Consider the following 20,196-nt stretch of genomic DNA (forward strand, 5'->3'; position numbering starts at 1 on the left):
TATTATATAATAACAAAAGATAAATTCTTGACATCTAATTTTATTATCTTAGCTAAATAAAACTATGAAAAATATAAGCCTCTTTATTGGTATTCTATTTCTCTGTTCTTCTTGTAAATCAGATAAAAAAGAAACGGTCTTAGAACCAGAAACACCCCTCACAACTGCTGAGAAAATAGCTCATGCTTATGGCATAGACCATTGGAGTAAGGTTCAAGAAATTGCTTTCACCTTTAATGTAGACAAAGACAGTACACATTTTGAACGCTCCTGGATTTGGCAACCAAAAACGAATCTAGTGACTCATATCTCTACTAATGATACAATCCAATATAACAGAACTAAATTAGATAGTATCGCAATAGCCACAGATAAAGCTTTTATAAACGATAAATATTGGTTGTTAGCGCCTTTTAATTTGGTTTGGGACGAAGGCACAAATTTTTCTGAGCCTGTAAAAGAAATGAGTCCTATAAGTAAGAAAACTCTAAATAAAATAACCCTTACTTATTCTAACGAAGGTGGTTATACTCCTGGAGATGCCTACGACTTATATTATAATAACAATTATCTTATTGAAGAATGGGTTTACAGAAAAGCTAATGCCAAAGTACCCACTCTGATTACTACTTGGGAGAATAATAAAAACTTCCACAATCTCATAATTTCTCTAAATCATGCAAAAGAGGACAACAATTGGGAGTTGTTTTTTACAAATGTATCTATAAAGTTAGAATAGAAACATCCAAACTCATCAATTGAAACGTATATATAATGTAATTTTCCGCTATATGCGTCTATATATATTTAAAGCGCTTTCTCTTTTATAGGTGAAGCGCTTTCTCTTTATAAAAAACATTTGTTTTATAGATTTATAGACTTCTTCCTTCACACAGAATTCACAAAAAATCATCAGTTTAAAACAGTAATTTTTACACTTATCTTTTTAGGTTAATACGAAAAATATCTGCGAAATTAATTTTAACTGTCATTATCTAATCCTTCATTCCTAAATTTATAATTCTTATTTTTGTTGGAAACCGAAAAATAACACACATTGTCCAACTACAAATTAGGTCTTGATTTCGCAAAAGAACAAGACAAAAACGACCCGTTATCTCATTATAGAGAACAATTTCATATTCCAAAAGATAAACATGGAAACGATTGGTTGTACTTTACCGGAAACTCTCTGGGACTACAGCCAAAAAGCACACAAAAATACCTGCAACAGGAATTAGACGATTGGGCAAACTTAGGTGTAGAAGGGCATTTTGAAGCTAAAAATCCTTGGATGCCATACCATGAATTCTTAACAGATTCTATGGCTAAAATTGTAGGTGCAAAACCAATAGAGGTGGTAACCATGAATACCTTAACAACCAATTTGCATTTGTTAATGGTCTCTTTTTACCAACCCACAAAAACTAAATATAAAATTGTTATTGAAAGCGATGCCTTTCCTTCAGACAGATATGCTGTTCAAACTCAATTAGAATTTCATGGTTTTGATGCTAAGGAAGGACTGATTGAATGGACACCTAGAAAAGGAGAAGATCTTCTAAACATGGAAGATTTAGAAACCATTCTAGAAAAACAAGGAGATGAAATTGCCTTGTTACTAATTGGAGGTGTTAATTATTATACAGGACAATATTTAGACATAAAAAAAATAGCCCAATTAGGTCGTGCAAAAAACTGTATGGTTGGGATAGATTTGGCACATGGTGTTGGAAATATTAATCTGGAACTTCACGAATCTGGAGTCGATTTTGCAGCTTGGTGTACTTATAAATATTTAAATTCTGGCCCAGGAAGTTTAGGTGGCCTATTTGTTCATGAAAAACATGCTCATAATAAAGAATTAAAGCGTTTTGCTGGTTGGTGGAGTCATAATAAATCTACACGGTTTAATATGCGTCAACCTTTAGATGTTATTCCGGGAGCAGAAGGCTGGCAACTTAGTAACCCTCCAATTTTATCCATGGCTGCTATAAAAGCATCTTTAGATATGTTTAACGAAGTTGGTATGGAAGCTATTCGCAAGAAATCTATAAAACTAACTGGCTACTTCGAGTTTTTATTAAACGAATTAAATAACGACAAGATTAAAATTATTACTCCTTCAAACCCAAAAGAAAGAGGTTGTCAGCTTTCCATTCAAGTAAAAGATGCCGATAAAAATTTACATAAAAAATTAACAGAGGCGCATATCATTACAGATTGGAGAGAACCAGATGTTATACGTTGTGCACCTATACCGCTCTACAATTCGTATGAAGATGTATATAAAATGGTTTCTAAACTAAAGGAACTTTTAAAATAATCTGGTATATGCAGAGAAGTAAAGAGTCTTAATATCGATACTACCATTATGCTAGCTTTAAAAATAAAAAATTAAATGGAGGTTAAGAATAAAAAAAGAGAGACCAAACAAAATGTATTAATTATAGGAGCCGGACTTTGTGGAAGCTTATTAGCTTTACGTTTAGGCCAACGTGGATACAACGTAACCCTTATGGAAATGCGTCCAGATTTACGAAAAGTAGATATTAGTGTTGGTCGCTCTATTAATCTAGCACTTTCAGATCGTGGAATTAATGCCATGAAACTAGTTGGGCTTGAAGAAAAAGTAAAACCCTTATGCATTCCTATGAATGGGCGTATGCTTCACGATATAGAAGGAAATACTATTTTGGCACCTTATAGTGGGCGCGAACACGAATATATCAATTCTATTTCTCGTGGCTTATTAAATGGTTTACTTTTAGATGAAGCAGAAAAACACGATAACGTCGCTATTCATTTTAATAGAAAATGTGAATCAGTAGATTTCGAAAATACCACAGCTTTATTTACAAATACGGAAACCAATACCCAGTTTGTAGAAGATTCAGATATTATAATTGCTACAGACGGAGCAGGCTCTGCCATGAGACAAAGTTATTATTTAGGTAAGAAATTCCTATTTAGTTTTTCTCAAGACTGGTTATCTCACGGCTATAAAGAACTTTGCTTCTTACCTAATGAAGACGGAGGTTATAAAACATATAAAAACGCGCTTCATATTTGGGGAAGAGAAGATTTTATGGTTATAGCTTTACCAAATTTAGATGGTAGTTTTACTGTCACTTTATTTTTAAGTTTTGATGAAGGGGAATATAATTTCAACAATCTAACAACCAAAGAACGGGTTTTAGAATTCTTCAACAGGTATTTTAAAGATGCCTTAGATTTAATGCCTAATCTAGTAGATGATTTTTTCGAAAATCCAACTTCTCCTCTCGGCACTGTAAAATGTTCGCCGTGGCATTATAAAGGAAACACCTTATTAATGGGAGATGCTGCCCATGCTATCGTGCCTTTTTACGGACAAGGTATGAATGCTTCTTTTGAAGATGTTGTAGAGTTTGATAAGGTTTTAGATGAAAATCACGAAGACTGGGAAACCACTTTCAAGGTATATGAAAAATCTCGTAAAAAAGATACAGATGCCATTGCCGATTTAGCTATTGACAACTTTTACGAAATGAAAGGACATGTAAATCATGTGAATTTTAGAGAAAAACGCGACCTAGAAATGGCTTTCGAAAAGAATTTTCCAAATGAATACTCATCAAAATATTCCTTGGTAACCTTCAATGAAAATATTAGCTATAGAGAGGCCTTATTAAGAGGTCGTGCTCAAGACAAAGCTATTTTAAATATGCTAGCAGACGGAGTCATTCAAAACATCAATAACATGAGCGATCAAGAGTTAAAAAATACGTTAGAAAAAGTAAGGGCGGCAACAGATAATATTATCGAAGATGATAGAATTGCTGGCCTGGCATAAACGTCTCTCCCCTAGTTAAGGATAGACTGAGTAAGCAAAATTAAAATAAATTTTAACATCAGTATTCTTTATCTGCCCAGATAAGAGTCTCTCCCTTTACGGGAGATTAAGTGGGATTAATTATGAGCAACGATAAAAAAGATGTTTCTGCTTCTTCAGGAACCAAAGTAACCCCAAGAGGTGCTTATCCGCACACAAAACGTGTAGGAGACTTTATTTTTGTATCTGGAACAAGTTCTAGAAGAGCAGACAATACCATTGCAGGTGTTGATATAATTGATAATATGGGAACTAAGCATTTAAATTCTGAAGTTCAAACGCGCGAAGTCATATTAAATATTGAGAAGAATTTAGCCAAAGAAGGAGCCACCTTAAGAGATGTGGTAGATGTTACTTCCTTTTTAGTTAATATGAATGATTTTGCAGGCTATAATAAAGCTTATGCCGAGTTTTTTGATAAAGAAACAGGTCCAACCAGAACAACAGTTGCAGTTCATCAATTACCACATCCAGATTTGGTGGTGGAAATTAAGGTTATGGCTTATAAGAAAAAAGATTAAAGAACCAAGACAAGAGAACAAAGACTCAATACGTCTCTATTCTTTTATCTTTTGTCTTTTATCATTGAATGAAATGAACATACAAAACTACATAAACGGAAATTTCCATAATCCAATTCTAAACAATTGGATAGACAACTACAATCCCTCTAATGGCGAAGTGTATGGGCAAATTCCAAACTCTTCAAAAGAAGATGTAGAGAATGCTTACATAGCAGCTAAATCGGCTTTTCCTAGTTGGTCTCAAACCACTTTAGAGGAACGTAGTAGAATCCTCATTAAAATTTCAGAATTATTAGAAACAAACCTACAACGTTTTGCTGAAGCTGAAAGTAAAGACAATGGCAAACCGGTTAGTTTAGCAAAAGCAGTCGATATTCCACGAGCAGCAAGTAATTTTCGTTTTTTTGGAAATGCTATTACCCAATTCTCTAGCGAAAGTCACGAAAGTGTTGGACAAGATGCCATAAATTACACCTTACGCCAACCTATTGGAGTTGTTGGATGTATTTCACCATGGAATTTACCACTCTATCTGTTTACCTGGAAAATAGCACCAGCCATTGCAGCTGGAAATTGCGTGGTTGCTAAACCTAGTGAGGTCACGCCAATGACTGCTTATTTACTAAGCGAAATATGCAACGAAGCAGGTTTACCTAAAGGTGTTTTAAACATAGTTCATGGTTTAGGAACCACAACGGGGCAAGCTATTATTGAACATGCTGATATAAAAGCCATTTCTTTTACGGGCGGAACGGCTACTGGCGCTCATATTGCCAAAGTAGCAGCTCCCATGTTTAAAAAGTTATCTCTGGAATTGGGAGGCAAAAATCCAAATATCATTTTTGCAGATTGCGATTACGACGAGATGTTAGAAACAACTGTTCGTTCTTCCTTTGCCAATCAAGGTCAGATTTGTCTTTGTGGAAGTCGCATTTTTGTAGAGGCATCTATTTATGAGACATTCAAAGCAGATTTTGTAAAAAGAATAAAAGCGCTTAAAGTAGGGCATCCATCGGAGGCGTCATCAAATATTGGCGCATTGGTATCAAAACCTCATCTTGAAAAAGTGATGGAATATATTGAAATTGCAAAGCAAGAACAGGGAAACATTCTTTGCGGTGGCAATAAAGTAACAGTAGAAGGATTTGAAAACGGATATTATTTGGAACCAACCATAATAGAAGTTCCAAATGATGAATGCCGAGTCAACCAAGAAGAAATTTTTGGACCGGTTGTTACAATTATGTCCTTTACTCGCGAAGATGAAGTCCTTCAAATGGCTAACAAAGTAAAATACGGTTTATCGGCCACTTTATGGACCAACAATTTAAAACGCACCATGCGCATGAGCAACCAGTTGCAAGCAGGAATTGTTTGGGTAAATACTTGGATGATGCGCGATTTACGAACCCCTTTTGGAGGCGTAAAAGCATCAGGTGTTGGACGTGAAGGTGGTTTTGAAGCTCTGCGCTTTTTTACTGAAGCAAAGAATGTTTGTATAAAATATTAAATTCCTGTTTTCGCAGGAAATCGAAGATTTAGCCTAGCTAATCTTATAAATTGAAACGAAATATTATGAATTTAAATTTAAATAACAAATACGCATTAGTCTGTGGTAGCACAGCAGGAATAGGAAAAGCAACAGCTATATCTTTAGCTTCTGAAGGAGTAAAAGTTACTTTAATAGCTAGAAACGAAGAAAAGTTAAAAGCGGTTTTAGCTGGTTTACCTCATCCTGAAAATCACGATTATATAGTAGCAGATTTTTCTAATCCCGTACAATTAAAAACAAAAGTAACTGAATATATTGCTAAAAATCACGGCTTCCATATTTTGGTAAACAATACGGGAGGCCCAAAAGGAGGACCCGTTTTTTCGGCCGACTTAAGCGAGTTTGAAAATGCCTTTACACAACATTTAAAATGTAATCATGTATTGGCACAAGCCGTTGTTCCTTTTATGAAAGAAGCTGAATATGGTCGGATTATTAGTATTATTTCAACATCTGTAAAACAACCTCTAGATGGATTAGGAGTAAGTAATACCATTCGTGGTGCGGTTGCCAATTGGAGTAAAACCCTGGCCAACGAGCTTGGTTCTTTCGGGATTACGGTAAATAACGTTCTTCCGGGTGCAACTGGTACCGAGCGTTTATCAGAAATTATTAAGAACAAGTCGGCTAAAGCAGGCAATTCGGAAGAAGAAGCTGCCAATGCCATGAAACAAGCCGTGCCAGCAAAACGATTCGCCAAACCAGAAGAATTGGCATATGCCGTTACCTTTTTAGCTAGCGAATGTGCGAGCTATATTAACGGAATTAACCTGCCTGTTGATGGTGGAAGAACAAAATCTTTGTAACTTTATATAATTATTAAATTAACCATATAAAATCATGAGCAAACTCGTATCACCTTTAAATTTCAAAGCTTGGATTGAAGAAAACAGACATCTTTTAAAGCCACCGGTAGGTAATAAAGTTGTTTGGAAAGATGGCGATTTTATTGTCATGGTTGTTGGAGGTCCAAATAGCAGAAAAGATTATCACTATAATGAAACCCCTGAGTTTTTCTATCAAATAGAAGGAGATATGGTTTTAAAAGTGATAGATGAAGGCAAACCGAAAGACATTCATATTAAAGAAGGAGACATTTTTTTATTGCCTCCCAAAGTGCCTCATTCCCCACAAAGAAAAGCTAATACTGTTGGTTTAGTAATAGAGTATCCCAGAGAAGAAGGCGTTCAAGATGCCCTACTTTGGTTTTGCGAAAATTGTACGACTAAACTCTATGAGGAAGATTTTACGGTTGAAAATATTGAAACAGATATGCCAAAAATTTTCGACAAATATTATGGCGATAAAGATAAACGCAGTTGCCCTAATTGTGGCCACGTGATGCAGCCTCCTACAAAAGTTAAATTAGAAGATTAGTTGGTAGTTGGTAGAAACAATTAAAAGATAGAGATGCTTTAATAAGCTCAATTTAATATATGAAAGAAAATCGTAAATTAAGAATAAACGGTCACTCACACCTACTTCCTTATCCTGAGGAAATTCCTCAATTTATGAAGGATAAAGAGATTTTTTGGGTAGATGAAGACCGGAAATACATGCTTCAAAAAGACTGGAATCGTCCAATAACGGATTCAAGTTTCTTTTTAAATGAAAAGTTAGCTTGGATGGAACGTTTTAAGATTGACCATGCTGTTGTTTTAAATTTATCTCAATTATATGGAAATGGTTTGCGTGTAGAAGAGATGAAGCAAGCCTTGCGTTTTCAAAATGATTTTAATGCAAAAGTACAACGCGAAAACCCGAGTAAATTTACATGTGGTTTTGTGGTGCATCCTGGATTTGTTCGTGGTGCTTGTTGGGAAATTGAACGTTGTGTTGAAGAGTTAGGCATGCAACTTCTTTGTTTACCTACTCACTATATGGATACTATTGGAACTTGGCGTTGTATTTTTGACGAAGAAAACGAGCCAATCTTTGAAATGGCTAATAAATACAATTTAGCTGTTGAAATTCATCCATATGACGGTGAAAAGTTTATCAAATTAGAAAATATCTCTTGGCGTTTTCACTTAATTTGGATGTTGGCACAATGTGCTGATGCCTATCATTTTTTAACATTAAATGGCTATCAAGACAAATATCCTAATATGCGAACTTGTTTTGCTCATGGTGGACAATTAGCTCAGATTAATTTAGGAAGACGTATTCAAGGTTTTGATGGAAGACCTGATTTATTTGAAGGTAAAAGTCACCCAAGAAAAGCTGTGGGACATAAAAACATCTTTTTCGACACGCTAGTTCACGATACTGGCGGTTTAGAATTGCTTATAAAAAATCAAGGTTCAAAACAGGTTTTAATGGGATTAGACGATCCATATCCTTTAGGAGAAATGGAAAGCTCGAAACAGTCTTCTTATCCAGGAAAGATTTTAGATTTAGCCATAGAGCGAAACATTATTACCGAGGTTGAACACGATGCTATTTGGCAGGACAACGTGATTCAATGGTTATGTGGAGATGATCAAGCCGCTAAAGATAAATTAGTAAAAAGAATTTTATCATAAGTAAAAAAATAAGGCCTTTCATTTTTAAAAACTTGAAAGGTCTTTTATAAAATATGCACTTCCTACCAGAAAAAATAGACGAATATGTAGTTGCTCATTCTGAAACAGAACCAGAATTACTGAAGGAACTCACCCGTGAAACTTATCAAAAAATATTACAGCCTATTATGCTTAGCGGACCTTATCAAGGCCGTGTTTTAAGTATGATTTCAAAATTAATTAGACCAAAAACTATTCTAGAGCTAGGAACGTTTACTGGTTACGCCACTTTAAGTCTGGCAGAAGGTTTACAAGCTTCGGGAGAAATCCATACGATAGATGTAAATGAAGAGTTAGTAGATTTTCAACGTAAATATTTTGATAGATCAAACTATGGGCAACAAATTTACCAGCACTTAGGAAATGCTTTAGATGTTATTCCAAGATTAGACATGAGTTTTGACTTAGTCTTTATTGATGCAGACAAGCCAAACTACTCTAATTATTTTCATGCCATTATAGACAAGTTAAATCCTGGAGGTATCATTATATCAGACAATGTGCTTTGGCACGGGAAAGTTATCGAAAAACTTAATCCTAAAGACCTTTCAACTAAAGCTGTTTTAGATTTTAATACCTTATTAAAAAATGATGAGAGAATAGAAAGTGTCATGCTTCCTATTAGAGACGGTTTGACTATTAGCAGGAAAAAATAAAATTAGCTATAGTGAGTCTTGAATGTCCTTACTTTCTGTTGGTTCAACAATAAGTTTGCTACTTTTACAGAACTATTACATCTTTCGTTTAACAGAACCAGCAAAATCTTCCACTTCGTCTCTTACTTTATTGAGTTCTTCTTGAACATCTTTAGTAATACTAGTGTCAATACCGTTCTTTTCGGCACTCTTGGTTATTTCCGATTTTATATCGCTAGATGCATCTTTAAGCATACGCATCCCTTTTCCTAATCCTCTAGCGATTTCAGGAATTTTATCTGCACCAAAGACCATGACTACTATAAATAGTATGAACATGATTTCGGTGGTTCCTATAAATAAAAAAATGCTTGCTTGTATCACAATGCAAATATAGTAAGTTGATTGATACGAATAAAAAAAGCCGACTCATTTTTATGGTCGGCTTTCAAAACTTTAACTTTTAATTATTCTTTTACTTCTTCTTTAAACTTATCGAAGTCACTTTGTTGCACTTCTCTAGGCCAGGAATTATTAGAGGTATCAACATCTGCTGTTTCTAGATTAGGATCTACTGTTATTTTAACAATTTCCTTATCTGAAGCAACCGACTTGCTAACTTCTTTATCATTCAGTCTCCAAATTTGAGCTGGATAGTGTTCGGTTTTAGAAGTACCATCAGCATAAGTATACTCTACAATAATTGGCATTACCAAACCTCCTGGCTTATCAAATGTCACATTATAGAAATATTTAGGAGCTTTAATATTTTGACGTTCAGCTTCCGTAAAATTATCCATCACATACTCTTTTAAAGGCGTAGAATTATCTAATAAAGTACCATTTTTTAATTCTTCATTAAATTCTTCGCTTCCCTCTTCAACCATAAATACTAAAGGTGGTAAATCTGATAATTCCATACCATAACGTTTTGCCATATTTTTAGCGTATTCGTTAGGTTCTGAAGACACAAAGTATTTTTTGACGTCTTTTACTCCTATATCCACATAATCCGTAGTGTAAAACCATCCTCTCCAATACCAATCTAAATCGAAAGCAGAAGCATCTTCCATGGTTCTAAAGAAATCTTCTGGAGTTGGGTGTTTAAACATCCAACGATGCGAATATTCTCTAAACGCGTAGTCAAATAACTCACGTCCCATAACTGTTTCACGTAATATATTTAACGCTGTTGCAGGTTTTCCGTAAGCATTATTTCCAAATTGATAGGTATTTAGACCTTTAGTCATAATGGGCGCAATAAAATTTTGATCGCCTCCCATATAAGGAACAATATTAGCTGCTGGTCCACGACTTGAAGGATATTTATCGTGTCCAGGAGATAATGCTGCTGGATACAATTCTCCAAAATCTTGTTCGGTTACATATTGTAAAAAGGTATTTAAGCCTTCGTCCATCCACGTCCATTGACGCTCGTCGCTATTTACAATCATCGGAAAGTAGTTATGTCCAACTTCGTGAATAATCACACTTATCATTCCGTATTTTGTTCTATCGCTATACTTCCCATTTTCATCTGGACGACCGTAATTCCAGCAAATCATTGGATATTCCATTCCTTGCTGCTTGGCATGAACTGAAATGGCTTTATGATATGGGTATTGGAAAGTCATTCTTGAATACGTCTCTAAGGTAGTAGCTACAGCGTATGTTGACCATTCTTCCCAAAGTGGATTTCCTTCTTTTGGGTACATAGAAACAGCCATAACATCTTTATCTCCAACTTTCACAGCCATCATGTCCCAAATAAATTTTCTTGACGTTGCAAAGCCAAAATCACGTACATTTTCTGCATATAACTTCCAGGTCTTCGTTTTATTAGAAAACCCTTTTTCAGCTGCTTCTGCTTCTTCTTGTGTTACAATAAGCACTGGTTTATCGTAAGATTTTTTAGCTTTCTCGTAACGTTTCATCATCTCTTTAGTAAAGACTTCTTTCCTATTGGTAAGCTTTCCGGTAGCATCTAGAATATGATCTGCAGGAACTGTAATATTTACCTCAAAATTTCCAAAAGGAAGCGCGAATTCATCACGACCCCAAAACTGTGAGTTTTGCCATCCTTCCACATCGTTATAAACGGCCATTCTAGGATAGAACTGTGCTATAACATATGCTCTATTACCATCTTCAGGAAAATACTCGTATCCTGAACGTCCTCTATCTTTTTGATGATTATTAATATTATACCACCATTTAATTGTAAAAGAGAATTTTTCGCCAGGGTTTAAGGCTTTAGGCAATTCCACACGCATCATGGTTTGATTAATCATGTATGGTAAATCTTTTCCATTGGTTTCTTTAACCTCTTGAATTTTAAATCCGCCATCAAAACCTTCTGTCATATATGTAGAAGCAAAACTAGATGCTTGTTGTGCTGGAGCAAATCCGCCTCCTTCAATTAAAGGTGTTTTAGAGTCTCTAGCTCTCATGTTTTGATCTAATTGCACCCAAAGATATTTTAGTTGATCGGGAGAATTGTTTGAATAAGTAATAGTTTCATTTCCTGAAATCTTAGCATTCTTATCGTCTAAAACAATGTCCATCTTATAATCTGCTTGTTGCTGATAATAAGAAGGACCTGGAGCTCCAGAAGCTGTACGAAACATATTTGGAGTTGAAAACTCGTCGTATAATTGCTTAAATTTATTGTTATTTGTGTGTCCTTGTTCTCGAGTTGGTTTATCTTGTTCTTGCGAAAACGCGCCGACAGAAATAAATAACACCGAAAGGAAAAGATATTTTAGTGTTTTCATGGGTATGAATTGGTTAGAATATATGTGAAAATTAACGAATTTTTAAGATTTTAAATCTTATTTATTTAAAGTTTAACAAAGCTTTATCATTTTCTTTTATCAAAATAAAGCTCTTGTTTTTGGTATTTATTTTGGTTCTTATAATGTTTTGCTGCTCGGGGAATAAATCGAAAAGCACATGGTTTTCTATTTCAAAAGTATTAATTTCTTTTATGTCTTCTATTTCTAAATAACAGATTATTATATCGTTATCATACTTTTTTCCTATAAATTTTAGAGCTTCCTCTTGACCATTGATACTTATGCGCATTTTTGTTTTCATGTATCGTTCAATATAGAAATTGGCTTTTTTAGTTTCAGATTGAGGTCCCAGAAGCAAGTCTTCATCATAGCGAAGCTGAAGAATATCTTCAAAATCATCAATAAAAATCCGCGTAATTATTTGAACCGATTCTTGGTCTTTTACATATTCAATTTGCGTTACGCTAACATAGTATTTATGTATGGCTGTAAACGCCAAAAAAGGCACAACAAATACCAACAACAGTTTATTAAAACGCGACATATTTTCAAATTGATTTGACAAATTTACGGATTTGAAGTTTTAATTAGGAAATCGCGACTTATTAATTAATTTACATTTTTAAATTAATTTTATATTCAAGCAGTTTTTCTCTCAGAAATTCTAAAATTTCAAGATCGCTTTTAGATTTACATCGGTTTATAAAATTGGGATCTTCTGAACAGAAATAGAAAAAATCGTTTCTATAGGTTTCGGGTAGAGTTTGATCTTCAAACAAGAGCGTTTCTGTTCTTTTTCTAATGTCATCCAATAAATCGTCTTTGCTTTCTAATTTTATATGTTCCTTTAATTTTTTTGTTCTTCCCGAAATGGTATTTATCAGTTGATACAAAGGACCTCCCGAGGTCGCTTCATTTAGCTTTCTTTCACTCAGTGTTTTTAAGGGGCCTTGATAACTTGGAATACCAAGACTTAATGCAGTAACAGGACTTCCCTGAACATTGCCAACATCCTTTAATAGATCTCCAGTTAATATACGGCCAACTACTACTTCGTCTAGTGCATACGTAAACTCCTCTAAGTGAACATCTAATTGTTTTGTGATAAGAATATTTGCACCTACCACAACTTCTTTTAGTTTATGCTGTATGGATGAAAATTGTAAGGTATCATTAAGTTTTACTGAAATCTTAAAACTTCCAAAAGCATTGGTGGTTGTAAATACCTGAGCTGTTTTATTGATTACGTGAATATTTTCGACATCTGAAGATGTGCTTACTTTTCCAGTAATTACAATCGTCTGAGAATAAATTGTTTGATAACAGACCATCAAAAACAAAAAGAGAACTGGCTTAATTTTTTTCATGTTCTTGTTTTAAAAATGCTAAGCTCTGTTTTTGCAAAAACTCCAGTAGCATGAATTCTTCATCTTCTTGTAAAAAGGACTTTGTTAAGCCGTTAGCAACAACAAAACGAAGAAAATCTTCAACTTGGTGGATTGGAATTTTATAATTGTTTTGATAAAAAACTGGTGGATATATTGTTGCAAGAACCTCTTCTATACGCATTTCTTCTTTTGGTGTACTATGTTTTTTTATGGGTCTATTTATTAACTTATTAAGTCCAAAAACAGAAGCAAAATTAAAACCATCAATTAGTTCGTTTTGTTTAAGTATCTTATTATCAACCTTAGTAAATTCGTCTTCTGGGAACTCCATCTGACTTAGATTTCCAAAATTAAAATCAACCTGCTTTTCAACCTTGGCATTTTCAATATCCACAAATAAAATTCCCGAAAGTTGTGCGGGTAATAAGACAATTTCATTTAACGTATTGACTTTATCCACTAAAAAAAGGTGCAATTGCTTGGAAGATAAAACATCTTGATCCATGATAATTGTTTTAGCTTCATATTGTAATGCCGAAATTTCAAGAATATCGTTTAGAGCCACTTCAATGGTGAAATTACCTTGAGAATCTGTAACGGTTCCTTTATTAGAAGATGTATTAAAGATAGTTACACCTTCCATATCATTGCTTACAAAAAGTTTACCTAAAACTTCAATTCTTTTAACATCCTGCGCATTTAATGCTGTATTTATAAGAAAAAAAAGAATAGAAAAAACAGGATATTTCAAATTGGTTAGGTTTAGTTAAGTAAAGAAACCAATTTAAATCTTAAAATTAATACAACAGAAAACCAAACTTATGTTAAAAACAAAAGATCTTTATCAATCCAAAAAAAACTCTAATTCTTAGCTGCTTCGGTCTCCAAAAACAGCTTACTCTGATTGACCAGATATTCAATCAATTCTATATCATTCCCTTTTTCATAAAGTGAAGGATCTGTATTGTTTAATTCAGCAAAAGCAACAAATTCGCTTACTTTATCTTCTGGAATATTAAAACTTGAACTAATAAAATCTTTGGTATAGGTTTCTCTTAGAACTTCGTAATTAGACTTGTCCAGTTCGTTACTTTTATTTGATGCTTTTTTATCTCCAAATAGGGGTTTAATTAACCAATTAGTAAGTTTTACAAAATCTACACCATTATAAAAACGGTCTTGATTTAAAATCGTGTTTTCAACTTTTTCATAATATATATCTGCCATTGGATTGTGTTCAAAATCAATATCTCCAAAATAAATAGATTCAAACTTTGGGTTGAAACCTCTCACATTTGTCAAATCGGTTTCCAAGTCGCCAGTTAAACTAAATGGTAAAATTACAACCTCATCTAAAGGGGTTAAATGTTCATCTAAAAACACTGTTAGCTCTTTAGAGTCTAAAATATCCTGAGTAATAATTACAAGAACCGAATTAAGTTGTAAAGCAGAAATTCTAATTCTATCGTTTAATTTCACATATATCTTAAACTTACCTTCCAAATCTGTCACGGCAATTCTATTCGATGTGATATTATTAACAGTAAGCCCTTCCACATCGTTGGCTTCTACAATAGCCTTTCCGGAAATCTCTATGCGCTCGTTGTTTTGAGCTGTAGCAAAAGATAGAATTAAAAAGAAAATAAACGGTAGAAAATTTTTCATAGAAGTCGAGTTTGAAAGTTCATTTATTCAACACAAAAGTTAATAAGCTTTTGTTACAAGTTGTATTTAATTAAATTTACGACAAATTAATGTAAATGAAAAACTTAATTATAGCAAGTACCTCAACTATTCATGGAAGTGGATATTTAGAGTATATACTGGACGAATTATCTGTGTTTTTTAAAGATGCTCAAACAATTATATTTATTCCTTATGCACGACCAGGTGGCATAACGCACAACGAGTATACGGAAAAAGCAAAAGAAGCTTTTAAAAAAATAAATAAGAATGTAAAAGGGATTCATGAATTTGAAAACCCCATCGAGGCAATCAACCAAGCTAAAGCTATTTTTACAGGAGGAGGGAATACCTTTGTCTTGTTAAACCAATTATATCTTAACAAGCTAATAAGTCCTTTACAGAAAGCCGTAAATAATGGAATTCCGTATCTAGGAACTAGCGCAGGAAGTAATATTTGTGGATTAACCATAAATACCACTAACGATATGCCTATAATATATCCACCAAGTTTTAAAGCTTTGGGATTAGTACCATTTAATATCAATCCACATTATTTAGATCCCATTCCAGGTAATAAACACATGGGTGAAACTAGAGAAACACGAATTAAAGAATTTCACGGATTTAATACACAACCCGTTATAGGTCTTAGGGAAGGAAGTTGGTTACGAATAAATGGAGAGTCCATTGTTTTAAAAGGACAATTTAAAGCCCGAATTTTTGAATATAATAAAGTTCCATTTGAAGTTGAAACTGGGACAGAATTAAACGATTTAAAATAAAAATCATTTTTGTAGGGACAGGTCGCGACCTGTCCCTACCATCGATTAGTAAAAGCTTTTAGAGCGAGAGACCGGGTTTACGTCAAAAAAGCGACGCATAAACCTGTCGGAATTGGACAGGCAGGTTTCTTCACCCTAAGGGTTGAATTCCCATCAAATAAAGGCATAAAAAAAAGCTCTATCGATTAGATAAAGCTTTTAGAGCGAGAGACCGGGTTCGAACCGGCGACATTCAGCTTGGAAGGCTGACGCTCTACCAACTGAGCTACTCTCGCATTTCCGGTGCAAATATAAATAAGTATTTCATCTAATAAAAGAAAAAAATTATAAGTTTACACAATGTATGAAAAATTTAAACTAACCCCCTCAAAATGAGCAAGGTTTAAAGTATAAAAAAACTCAATTTTTCTTAAGTTTTAATTTATTAATCATTTATGTACCATATAAAACCTATTTCAGCCGAAGAAACTTACCCTGTAAGGCAACCTGTTTTAAGAGAAGGGAAGCCCTTAGAAGCCTGTTCTTTTCCTGGAGATCTAGAAGAAAGCAGCTTTCATCTTGGTTTATTTTATAATGTACAGCTTATTGGTGTTGCATCGTTCATAAAAAATAAGTCGCAGTTATTTTCTGAAGAAAACCAATATCAACTTCGTGGAATGGCTATTTTAAAAGAGTTTCAGAAAAAAGGTTTAGGCAAACGACTTATCGATGAGGCTGAAATAATCTTAGCTCGTAACAAAACTAAAATACTGTGGTTTAATGCTCGCGAAAATGCCGTACCCTTTTATAAAAACAAAGGTTTTCATGTTCTTGGAGACTCTTTTAATATTCCAGATATCGGGAAGCATTATTCCATGTATAAAGAGTTCTAGTTGTAAAGCAAATATTTTCTTTTACATCCTAAATCTTAGTATAATTTTTTATTCATTTTGAAACATAAAGCATTTTAAACTTTTATCTTTGACTTATAAAGTCATTTACCATGAATAAGAAAGTAATTTTAATGATTCTTGATGGCTGGGGGAAATCTCCAGACCCAAAAGTTTCGGCTATAGATCATGCCAACACGCCTTTTATAGATTCGCTTTACAGTAAATACCCAAATGCCAGTTTACGAACCGATGGCTTACATGTTGGCTTACCAAAAGGCCAAATGGGAAACAGCGAAGTTGGACATATGAATTTAGGTGCTGGACGTATTATATTCCAAGATTTAGTTAAAATAAACTTAGCTGTAAAAAACAATACCCTAATTAAGGAGCCCACTTTAATTGATGCATTTAATTATGCAAAAACGAATAATAAACCTGTCCATTTTTTAGGTTTGGTAAGCGATGGTGGTGTACACTCGCACATCAATCATTTAAAAGGACTCATATCTGCTGCCGAAACTTCTGGCGTTACAGAGTCTTATATTCACGCCTTTACAGATGGTCGCGATGTAGACCCTAAATCCGGATATGGTTTTATTACAGATCTTGAAGAATTTATAGTAAACTCCCCAACAAAATTGGCTACAATAACTGGTCGTTATTATGCTATGGATAGAGATAAAAGATGGGAACGCATTAAAATAGCTTACGATGCCGTGGTTCATGGTACTGGAACACAGTCTAAAAACGCTTTAAAATCTATTGAAAGCAGTTACGATAACGAGATTACCGATGAGTTTATTAAACCTATTATAATGGTTGATAAAAATAATCAACCAGAAGCAACCATTAAAGATGGAGATGTAGTTATCTATTTTAATTTTAGAACCGATAGAGGTCGCGAATTAACAGAAGCATTAACGCAAACTAATTTTCATGAGCAGAATATGCACAAATTAGACTTGTATTATGTAACAATGACTAGTTATGACGATAACTATAAAAATGTTCATGTTGTTTATCATAAAGACAACTTAACAGATACCCTTGGTGAAGTTTTAGAAAAACATCAAAAAAAACAAATCCGTATTGCGGAAACTGAAAAGTATCCACACGTCACGTTTTTCTTTTCTGGGGGACGTGAAATGCCATTTGAAGGTGAAACCCGTATTTTACGAAACTCTCCAAAAGTAGCTACCTACGATTTAAAACCAGAAATGAGTGCATTTGAATTAACGGATGCTCTAGTTCCTGAACTTAAAAAAGGAGAGGTAGACTTTGTATGCTTAAACTTTGCAAATGGTGATATGGTAGGACATACAGGTGTTATGGAGGCTGCCGTAAAAGCATGCGAAGCTGTTGATACTTGTGTTAAAAGTGTAGTTACAACTGCTTTAGACAATGATTATACCACCATTCTTATTGCCGATCATGGTAATTGTGAAACCATGATAAATCCAGATGGTACACCAAATACAGCACATACTACAAATCCAGTTCCAATAATTTTAATTGACAAGGATTTAAAAGCCATTAAAGATGGTGTTCTAGGTGATGTTGCTCCAACAATTTTAAAACTAATGGGCGTTGAGCAACCAGAAAAAATGACCCAACATACGTTAATCTAAACCTAAAGATTGATACAATTGCATTTTAAATTTCTTATTTTTGGAATCAATAATCGGGTATGAATTTTAACGACAAACATATTATTGCTGTAGATTTTGATGGAACTATCGTAGACGATAATTATCCTAAAATTGGTAAACCCAAAATTTTTGCTTTCGAAACCTTAAAAAGACTGCAAAAAGATGGACATCGATTAATTTTATGGACCTACAGAAGTGGTGATAGACTAGAAGAAGCTGTTAATTTCTGTAAGGATAACGGCATCGTTTTTTATGCTGTAAATAACAGTTTTCCTGAAGAACAATTTGATGAAACTAAAAGTCGGAAAATACATGCAGATATATTTATTGACGATAGAAATATTGGTGGTTTTATAGGCTGGGGTGAAGTCTATCAAAAACTATCCGACCCTAATTTTAGTCCTTTAGAACAAGAAAAAAAGAAAGGTTTCTTTTCTTTTTTTAGAAGATAATTAAAAACCACGAAACTCTTTATTCTTTAAGAACATAGAGGTCGTGGTTGTTATAAAATTAAGTTAGCAGTTACTACTTTTAATTAATATCCTATTAAATTATAATACTGTTTATCTATAGCTTCTCTGTGGTCTGGATGCGCTATATCTACTAAGGCTTTTACGCGCTGTTTAATAGTTTTTCCGTAGAGATTAGCAATTCCGTATTCGGTAACTACATAATGTACATGCGAACGTGTAGTAACAACCCCAGCTCCTGGTTTTAAAGTAGGTACAATTCTACTAATTCCAGATTTTGTAGTAGACGGTAAGGCAATAATTGCTTTTCCTCCTTCGCTTAAAGAGGCTCCTCTAATAAAGTCCATTTGTCCTCCAACTCCGGAATACATATGTGCTCCAATAGAATCTGCACAAACTTGACCCGTAACATCTACTTCGATGGCAGAGTTTATAGCAACCATTTTAGGGTTTAATTTAATAATAGAGACATCGTTGGTGTAGTTAGACGCTCTCATTTCAATAAATGGGTTGTCGTCTACATAATCATATAAACGTTTAGATCCCATTAAGAAAGTCGCCAAAGCTCGTCCTCTGTTAATGCCTTTATAGTTTCCGTTAATTACGTCGTTTAATATTAAGTCGATAACGCCATCTGAGAACATTTCTGTATGCAAACCTAAATCTTTATGGTTTGTAAGTCGGGATAATACGGCATTTGGTATGCTACCAATTCCCATTTGTAAAGTACTTCTATCTTCAATTAAACCAGCTACATGGTTTCCAATTTTGTTTTCAATAGCTGATGGTTCAGGGTTTAAATGCACAGGTAAAGGCACATCGCATTCCACAAAAGCATCTATTTCTGATATATGAATAATTCCAGCTCCATGGGTTCTTGGCATCTGCTTATTTACTTGAGCAATTACATAATCTGCATTATCAATAGCTGCTAAAGTAGCTTCAACAGAAACACCTAAAGAACAATATCCATGTCTGTCTGGAACAGAAACATGAATTAATGCTGTTTGAACATCCACAATATTTCTTTTAAAAAGCAGAGGTACTTCACTTAAAAAAACAGGCGTATAAGAACCATTTCCAGCTTTTAAAGTGTGTCTCACATTTTTTCCAATAAAAAAGGAGTTGACATGAAAACTGTCTTTTAATTCCGGATTGGCGTAAGGCGCGTCTCCTTCGGTATGTAATTGACAGATTTCAACATTTCGCAATTCCTCATGTCTTGCGGTCATGGCATTAATAAGCACTTGTGGTGCTGCAGCTGCTGCTTGGATATAGACTTTACTATTAGACTTAATAAGTTTTACGGCATCTTCTGCGCTAATTGGTTTGTACATAGTGTTTCAATTTAAATACAAAAATATTCATTATTTATCATCTAAATGCTGTCAAAAGTCATGTTTCA

The 20,196-nt window shown here is 34.0% G+C and carries 20 protein-coding genes and 1 tRNA gene; 13 read left to right on the forward strand and 8 right to left on the reverse strand.

Features of this window, described 5'->3' with window-relative positions; genetic code table 11:
- Positions 1–64 precede the first annotated feature (64 nt).
- The 9 genes from OS188_RS08175 (at position 65) to OS188_RS08215 (ending at position 9,170) form a co-directional block, all read left to right on the forward strand.
- Positions 65–739 (forward strand): hypothetical protein, encoded by a 675-nt coding sequence (locus tag OS188_RS08175; RefSeq protein ID WP_267148343.1) that lies wholly within the window; start codon positions 65–67, stop codon positions 737–739.
- A 318-nt stretch (positions 740–1,057) separates the two neighbouring features.
- On the forward strand, positions 1,058–2,326 hold the full coding sequence (gene kynU / locus OS188_RS08180) for a kynureninase (protein ID WP_267148344.1): 1,269 nt from the start codon (positions 1,058–1,060) through the stop codon (positions 2,324–2,326).
- 75 nt (positions 2,327–2,401) lie between these two features.
- A complete protein-coding gene (locus tag OS188_RS08185; RefSeq protein WP_267148345.1) occupies positions 2,402–3,835 on the forward strand; it encodes an FAD-dependent oxidoreductase in 1,434 nt (477 codons plus the stop codon).
- A 122-nt stretch (positions 3,836–3,957) separates the two neighbouring features.
- A complete protein-coding gene (locus OS188_RS08190; protein ID WP_267148346.1) occupies positions 3,958–4,395 on the forward strand; it encodes a RidA family protein in 438 nt (145 codons plus the stop codon).
- A gap of 73 nt (positions 4,396–4,468) precedes the next feature.
- Positions 4,469–5,908 carry an aldehyde dehydrogenase gene (locus tag OS188_RS08195; RefSeq protein WP_267148347.1) on the forward strand — a complete coding sequence of 480 codons (1,440 nt, stop codon included), beginning with the start codon at positions 4,469–4,471 and terminating at the stop codon, positions 5,906–5,908.
- 65 nt (positions 5,909–5,973) lie between these two features.
- Positions 5,974–6,756: an SDR family oxidoreductase gene (locus tag OS188_RS08200; protein ID WP_267148348.1), complete on the forward strand. Its 783-nt coding sequence runs from the start codon at positions 5,974–5,976 to the stop codon at positions 6,754–6,756.
- A gap of 34 nt (positions 6,757–6,790) precedes the next feature.
- The gene (locus OS188_RS08205) at positions 6,791–7,327 is read left to right on the forward strand and encodes a 3-hydroxyanthranilate 3,4-dioxygenase (protein ID WP_267148349.1); all 537 of its coding nucleotides are present in this window, start codon (positions 6,791–6,793) and stop codon (positions 7,325–7,327) included.
- Between the two features lie 59 nt (positions 7,328–7,386).
- Positions 7,387–8,475: an amidohydrolase family protein gene (locus OS188_RS08210; RefSeq protein WP_267148350.1), complete on the forward strand. Its 1,089-nt coding sequence runs from the start codon at positions 7,387–7,389 to the stop codon at positions 8,473–8,475.
- A 53-nt stretch (positions 8,476–8,528) separates the two neighbouring features.
- Positions 8,529–9,170: an O-methyltransferase gene (locus OS188_RS08215; protein WP_267148351.1), complete on the forward strand. Its 642-nt coding sequence runs from the start codon at positions 8,529–8,531 to the stop codon at positions 9,168–9,170.
- 75 nt (positions 9,171–9,245) lie between these two features.
- Here the strand turns inward: OS188_RS08215 and OS188_RS08220 are convergent, their stop codons facing one another.
- The 6 genes from OS188_RS08220 to OS188_RS08245 form a co-directional block, all read right to left on the reverse strand.
- Positions 9,246–9,530 carry a Sec-independent protein translocase subunit TatA/TatB gene (locus OS188_RS08220; RefSeq protein ID WP_416236528.1) on the reverse strand — a complete coding sequence of 95 codons (285 nt, stop codon included), beginning with the start codon at positions 9,528–9,530 and terminating at the stop codon, positions 9,246–9,248.
- 86 nt (positions 9,531–9,616) lie between these two features.
- Positions 9,617–11,923: a M1 family metallopeptidase gene (locus OS188_RS08225; protein ID WP_267148353.1), complete on the reverse strand. Its 2,307-nt coding sequence runs from the start codon at positions 11,921–11,923 to the stop codon at positions 9,617–9,619.
- Between the two features lie 61 nt (positions 11,924–11,984).
- Positions 11,985–12,509, reverse strand: coding sequence for a DUF6702 family protein (locus OS188_RS08230; RefSeq protein WP_267148354.1), 525 nt, complete (start codon positions 12,507–12,509; stop codon positions 11,985–11,987).
- A 49-nt stretch (positions 12,510–12,558) separates the two neighbouring features.
- Positions 12,559–13,311 carry a hypothetical protein gene (locus OS188_RS08235; RefSeq protein ID WP_267148355.1) on the reverse strand — a complete coding sequence of 251 codons (753 nt, stop codon included), beginning with the start codon at positions 13,309–13,311 and terminating at the stop codon, positions 12,559–12,561.
- Positions 13,298–14,083, reverse strand: coding sequence for a carboxypeptidase-like regulatory domain-containing protein (locus OS188_RS08240; RefSeq protein WP_267148356.1), 786 nt, complete (start codon positions 14,081–14,083; stop codon positions 13,298–13,300). Before OS188_RS08240 ends, OS188_RS08235 begins: the two co-directional genes overlap by 14 nt.
- 110 nt (positions 14,084–14,193) lie before the next feature.
- The gene (locus OS188_RS08245; protein ID WP_267148357.1) at positions 14,194–14,997 is read right to left on the reverse strand and encodes a BamP family beta-assembly machine protein; all 804 of its coding nucleotides are present in this window, start codon (positions 14,995–14,997) and stop codon (positions 14,194–14,196) included.
- 95 nt (positions 14,998–15,092) lie between these two features.
- Between OS188_RS08245 and pepE the strand changes: the two genes are divergently transcribed.
- Positions 15,093–15,800 carry a dipeptidase PepE gene (gene pepE, locus OS188_RS08250; protein ID WP_267148358.1) on the forward strand — a complete coding sequence of 236 codons (708 nt, stop codon included), beginning with the start codon at positions 15,093–15,095 and terminating at the stop codon, positions 15,798–15,800.
- A gap of 202 nt (positions 15,801–16,002) precedes the next feature.
- On the opposite strand, the gene OS188_RS08255 is transcribed toward pepE, so the two are convergent.
- A tRNA-Gly gene (locus tag OS188_RS08255) sits at positions 16,003–16,075 on the reverse strand.
- Between the two features lie 159 nt (positions 16,076–16,234).
- On the opposite strand from OS188_RS08255, the gene OS188_RS08260 reads away from it, so the two are divergent.
- From OS188_RS08260 to OS188_RS08270, 3 genes are all read left to right on the forward strand, one after another.
- Complete coding sequence (locus OS188_RS08260; RefSeq protein WP_267148359.1) at positions 16,235–16,672, forward strand: GNAT family N-acetyltransferase; 438 nt, start codon at positions 16,235–16,237, stop codon at positions 16,670–16,672.
- A gap of 110 nt (positions 16,673–16,782) precedes the next feature.
- Positions 16,783–18,300: a 2,3-bisphosphoglycerate-independent phosphoglycerate mutase gene (gene gpmI / locus OS188_RS08265; RefSeq protein ID WP_267148360.1), complete on the forward strand. Its 1,518-nt coding sequence runs from the start codon at positions 16,783–16,785 to the stop codon at positions 18,298–18,300.
- A 59-nt stretch (positions 18,301–18,359) separates the two neighbouring features.
- Positions 18,360–18,773, forward strand: coding sequence for a BT0820 family HAD-type phosphatase (locus OS188_RS08270; protein ID WP_267148361.1), 414 nt, complete (start codon positions 18,360–18,362; stop codon positions 18,771–18,773).
- Between the two features lie 83 nt (positions 18,774–18,856).
- Here OS188_RS08270 and OS188_RS08275 read toward each other — a convergent pair whose 3' ends face one another.
- The gene (locus tag OS188_RS08275; RefSeq protein WP_267148362.1) at positions 18,857–20,128 is read right to left on the reverse strand and encodes an acetyl-CoA hydrolase/transferase family protein; all 1,272 of its coding nucleotides are present in this window, start codon (positions 20,126–20,128) and stop codon (positions 18,857–18,859) included.
- Positions 20,129–20,196: the final 68 nt, after the last annotated feature.

Source organism: Xanthomarina sp. F1114 (genome assembly GCF_026410255.1).
Taxonomy (GTDB): domain Bacteria; phylum Bacteroidota; class Bacteroidia; order Flavobacteriales; family Flavobacteriaceae; genus Xanthomarina.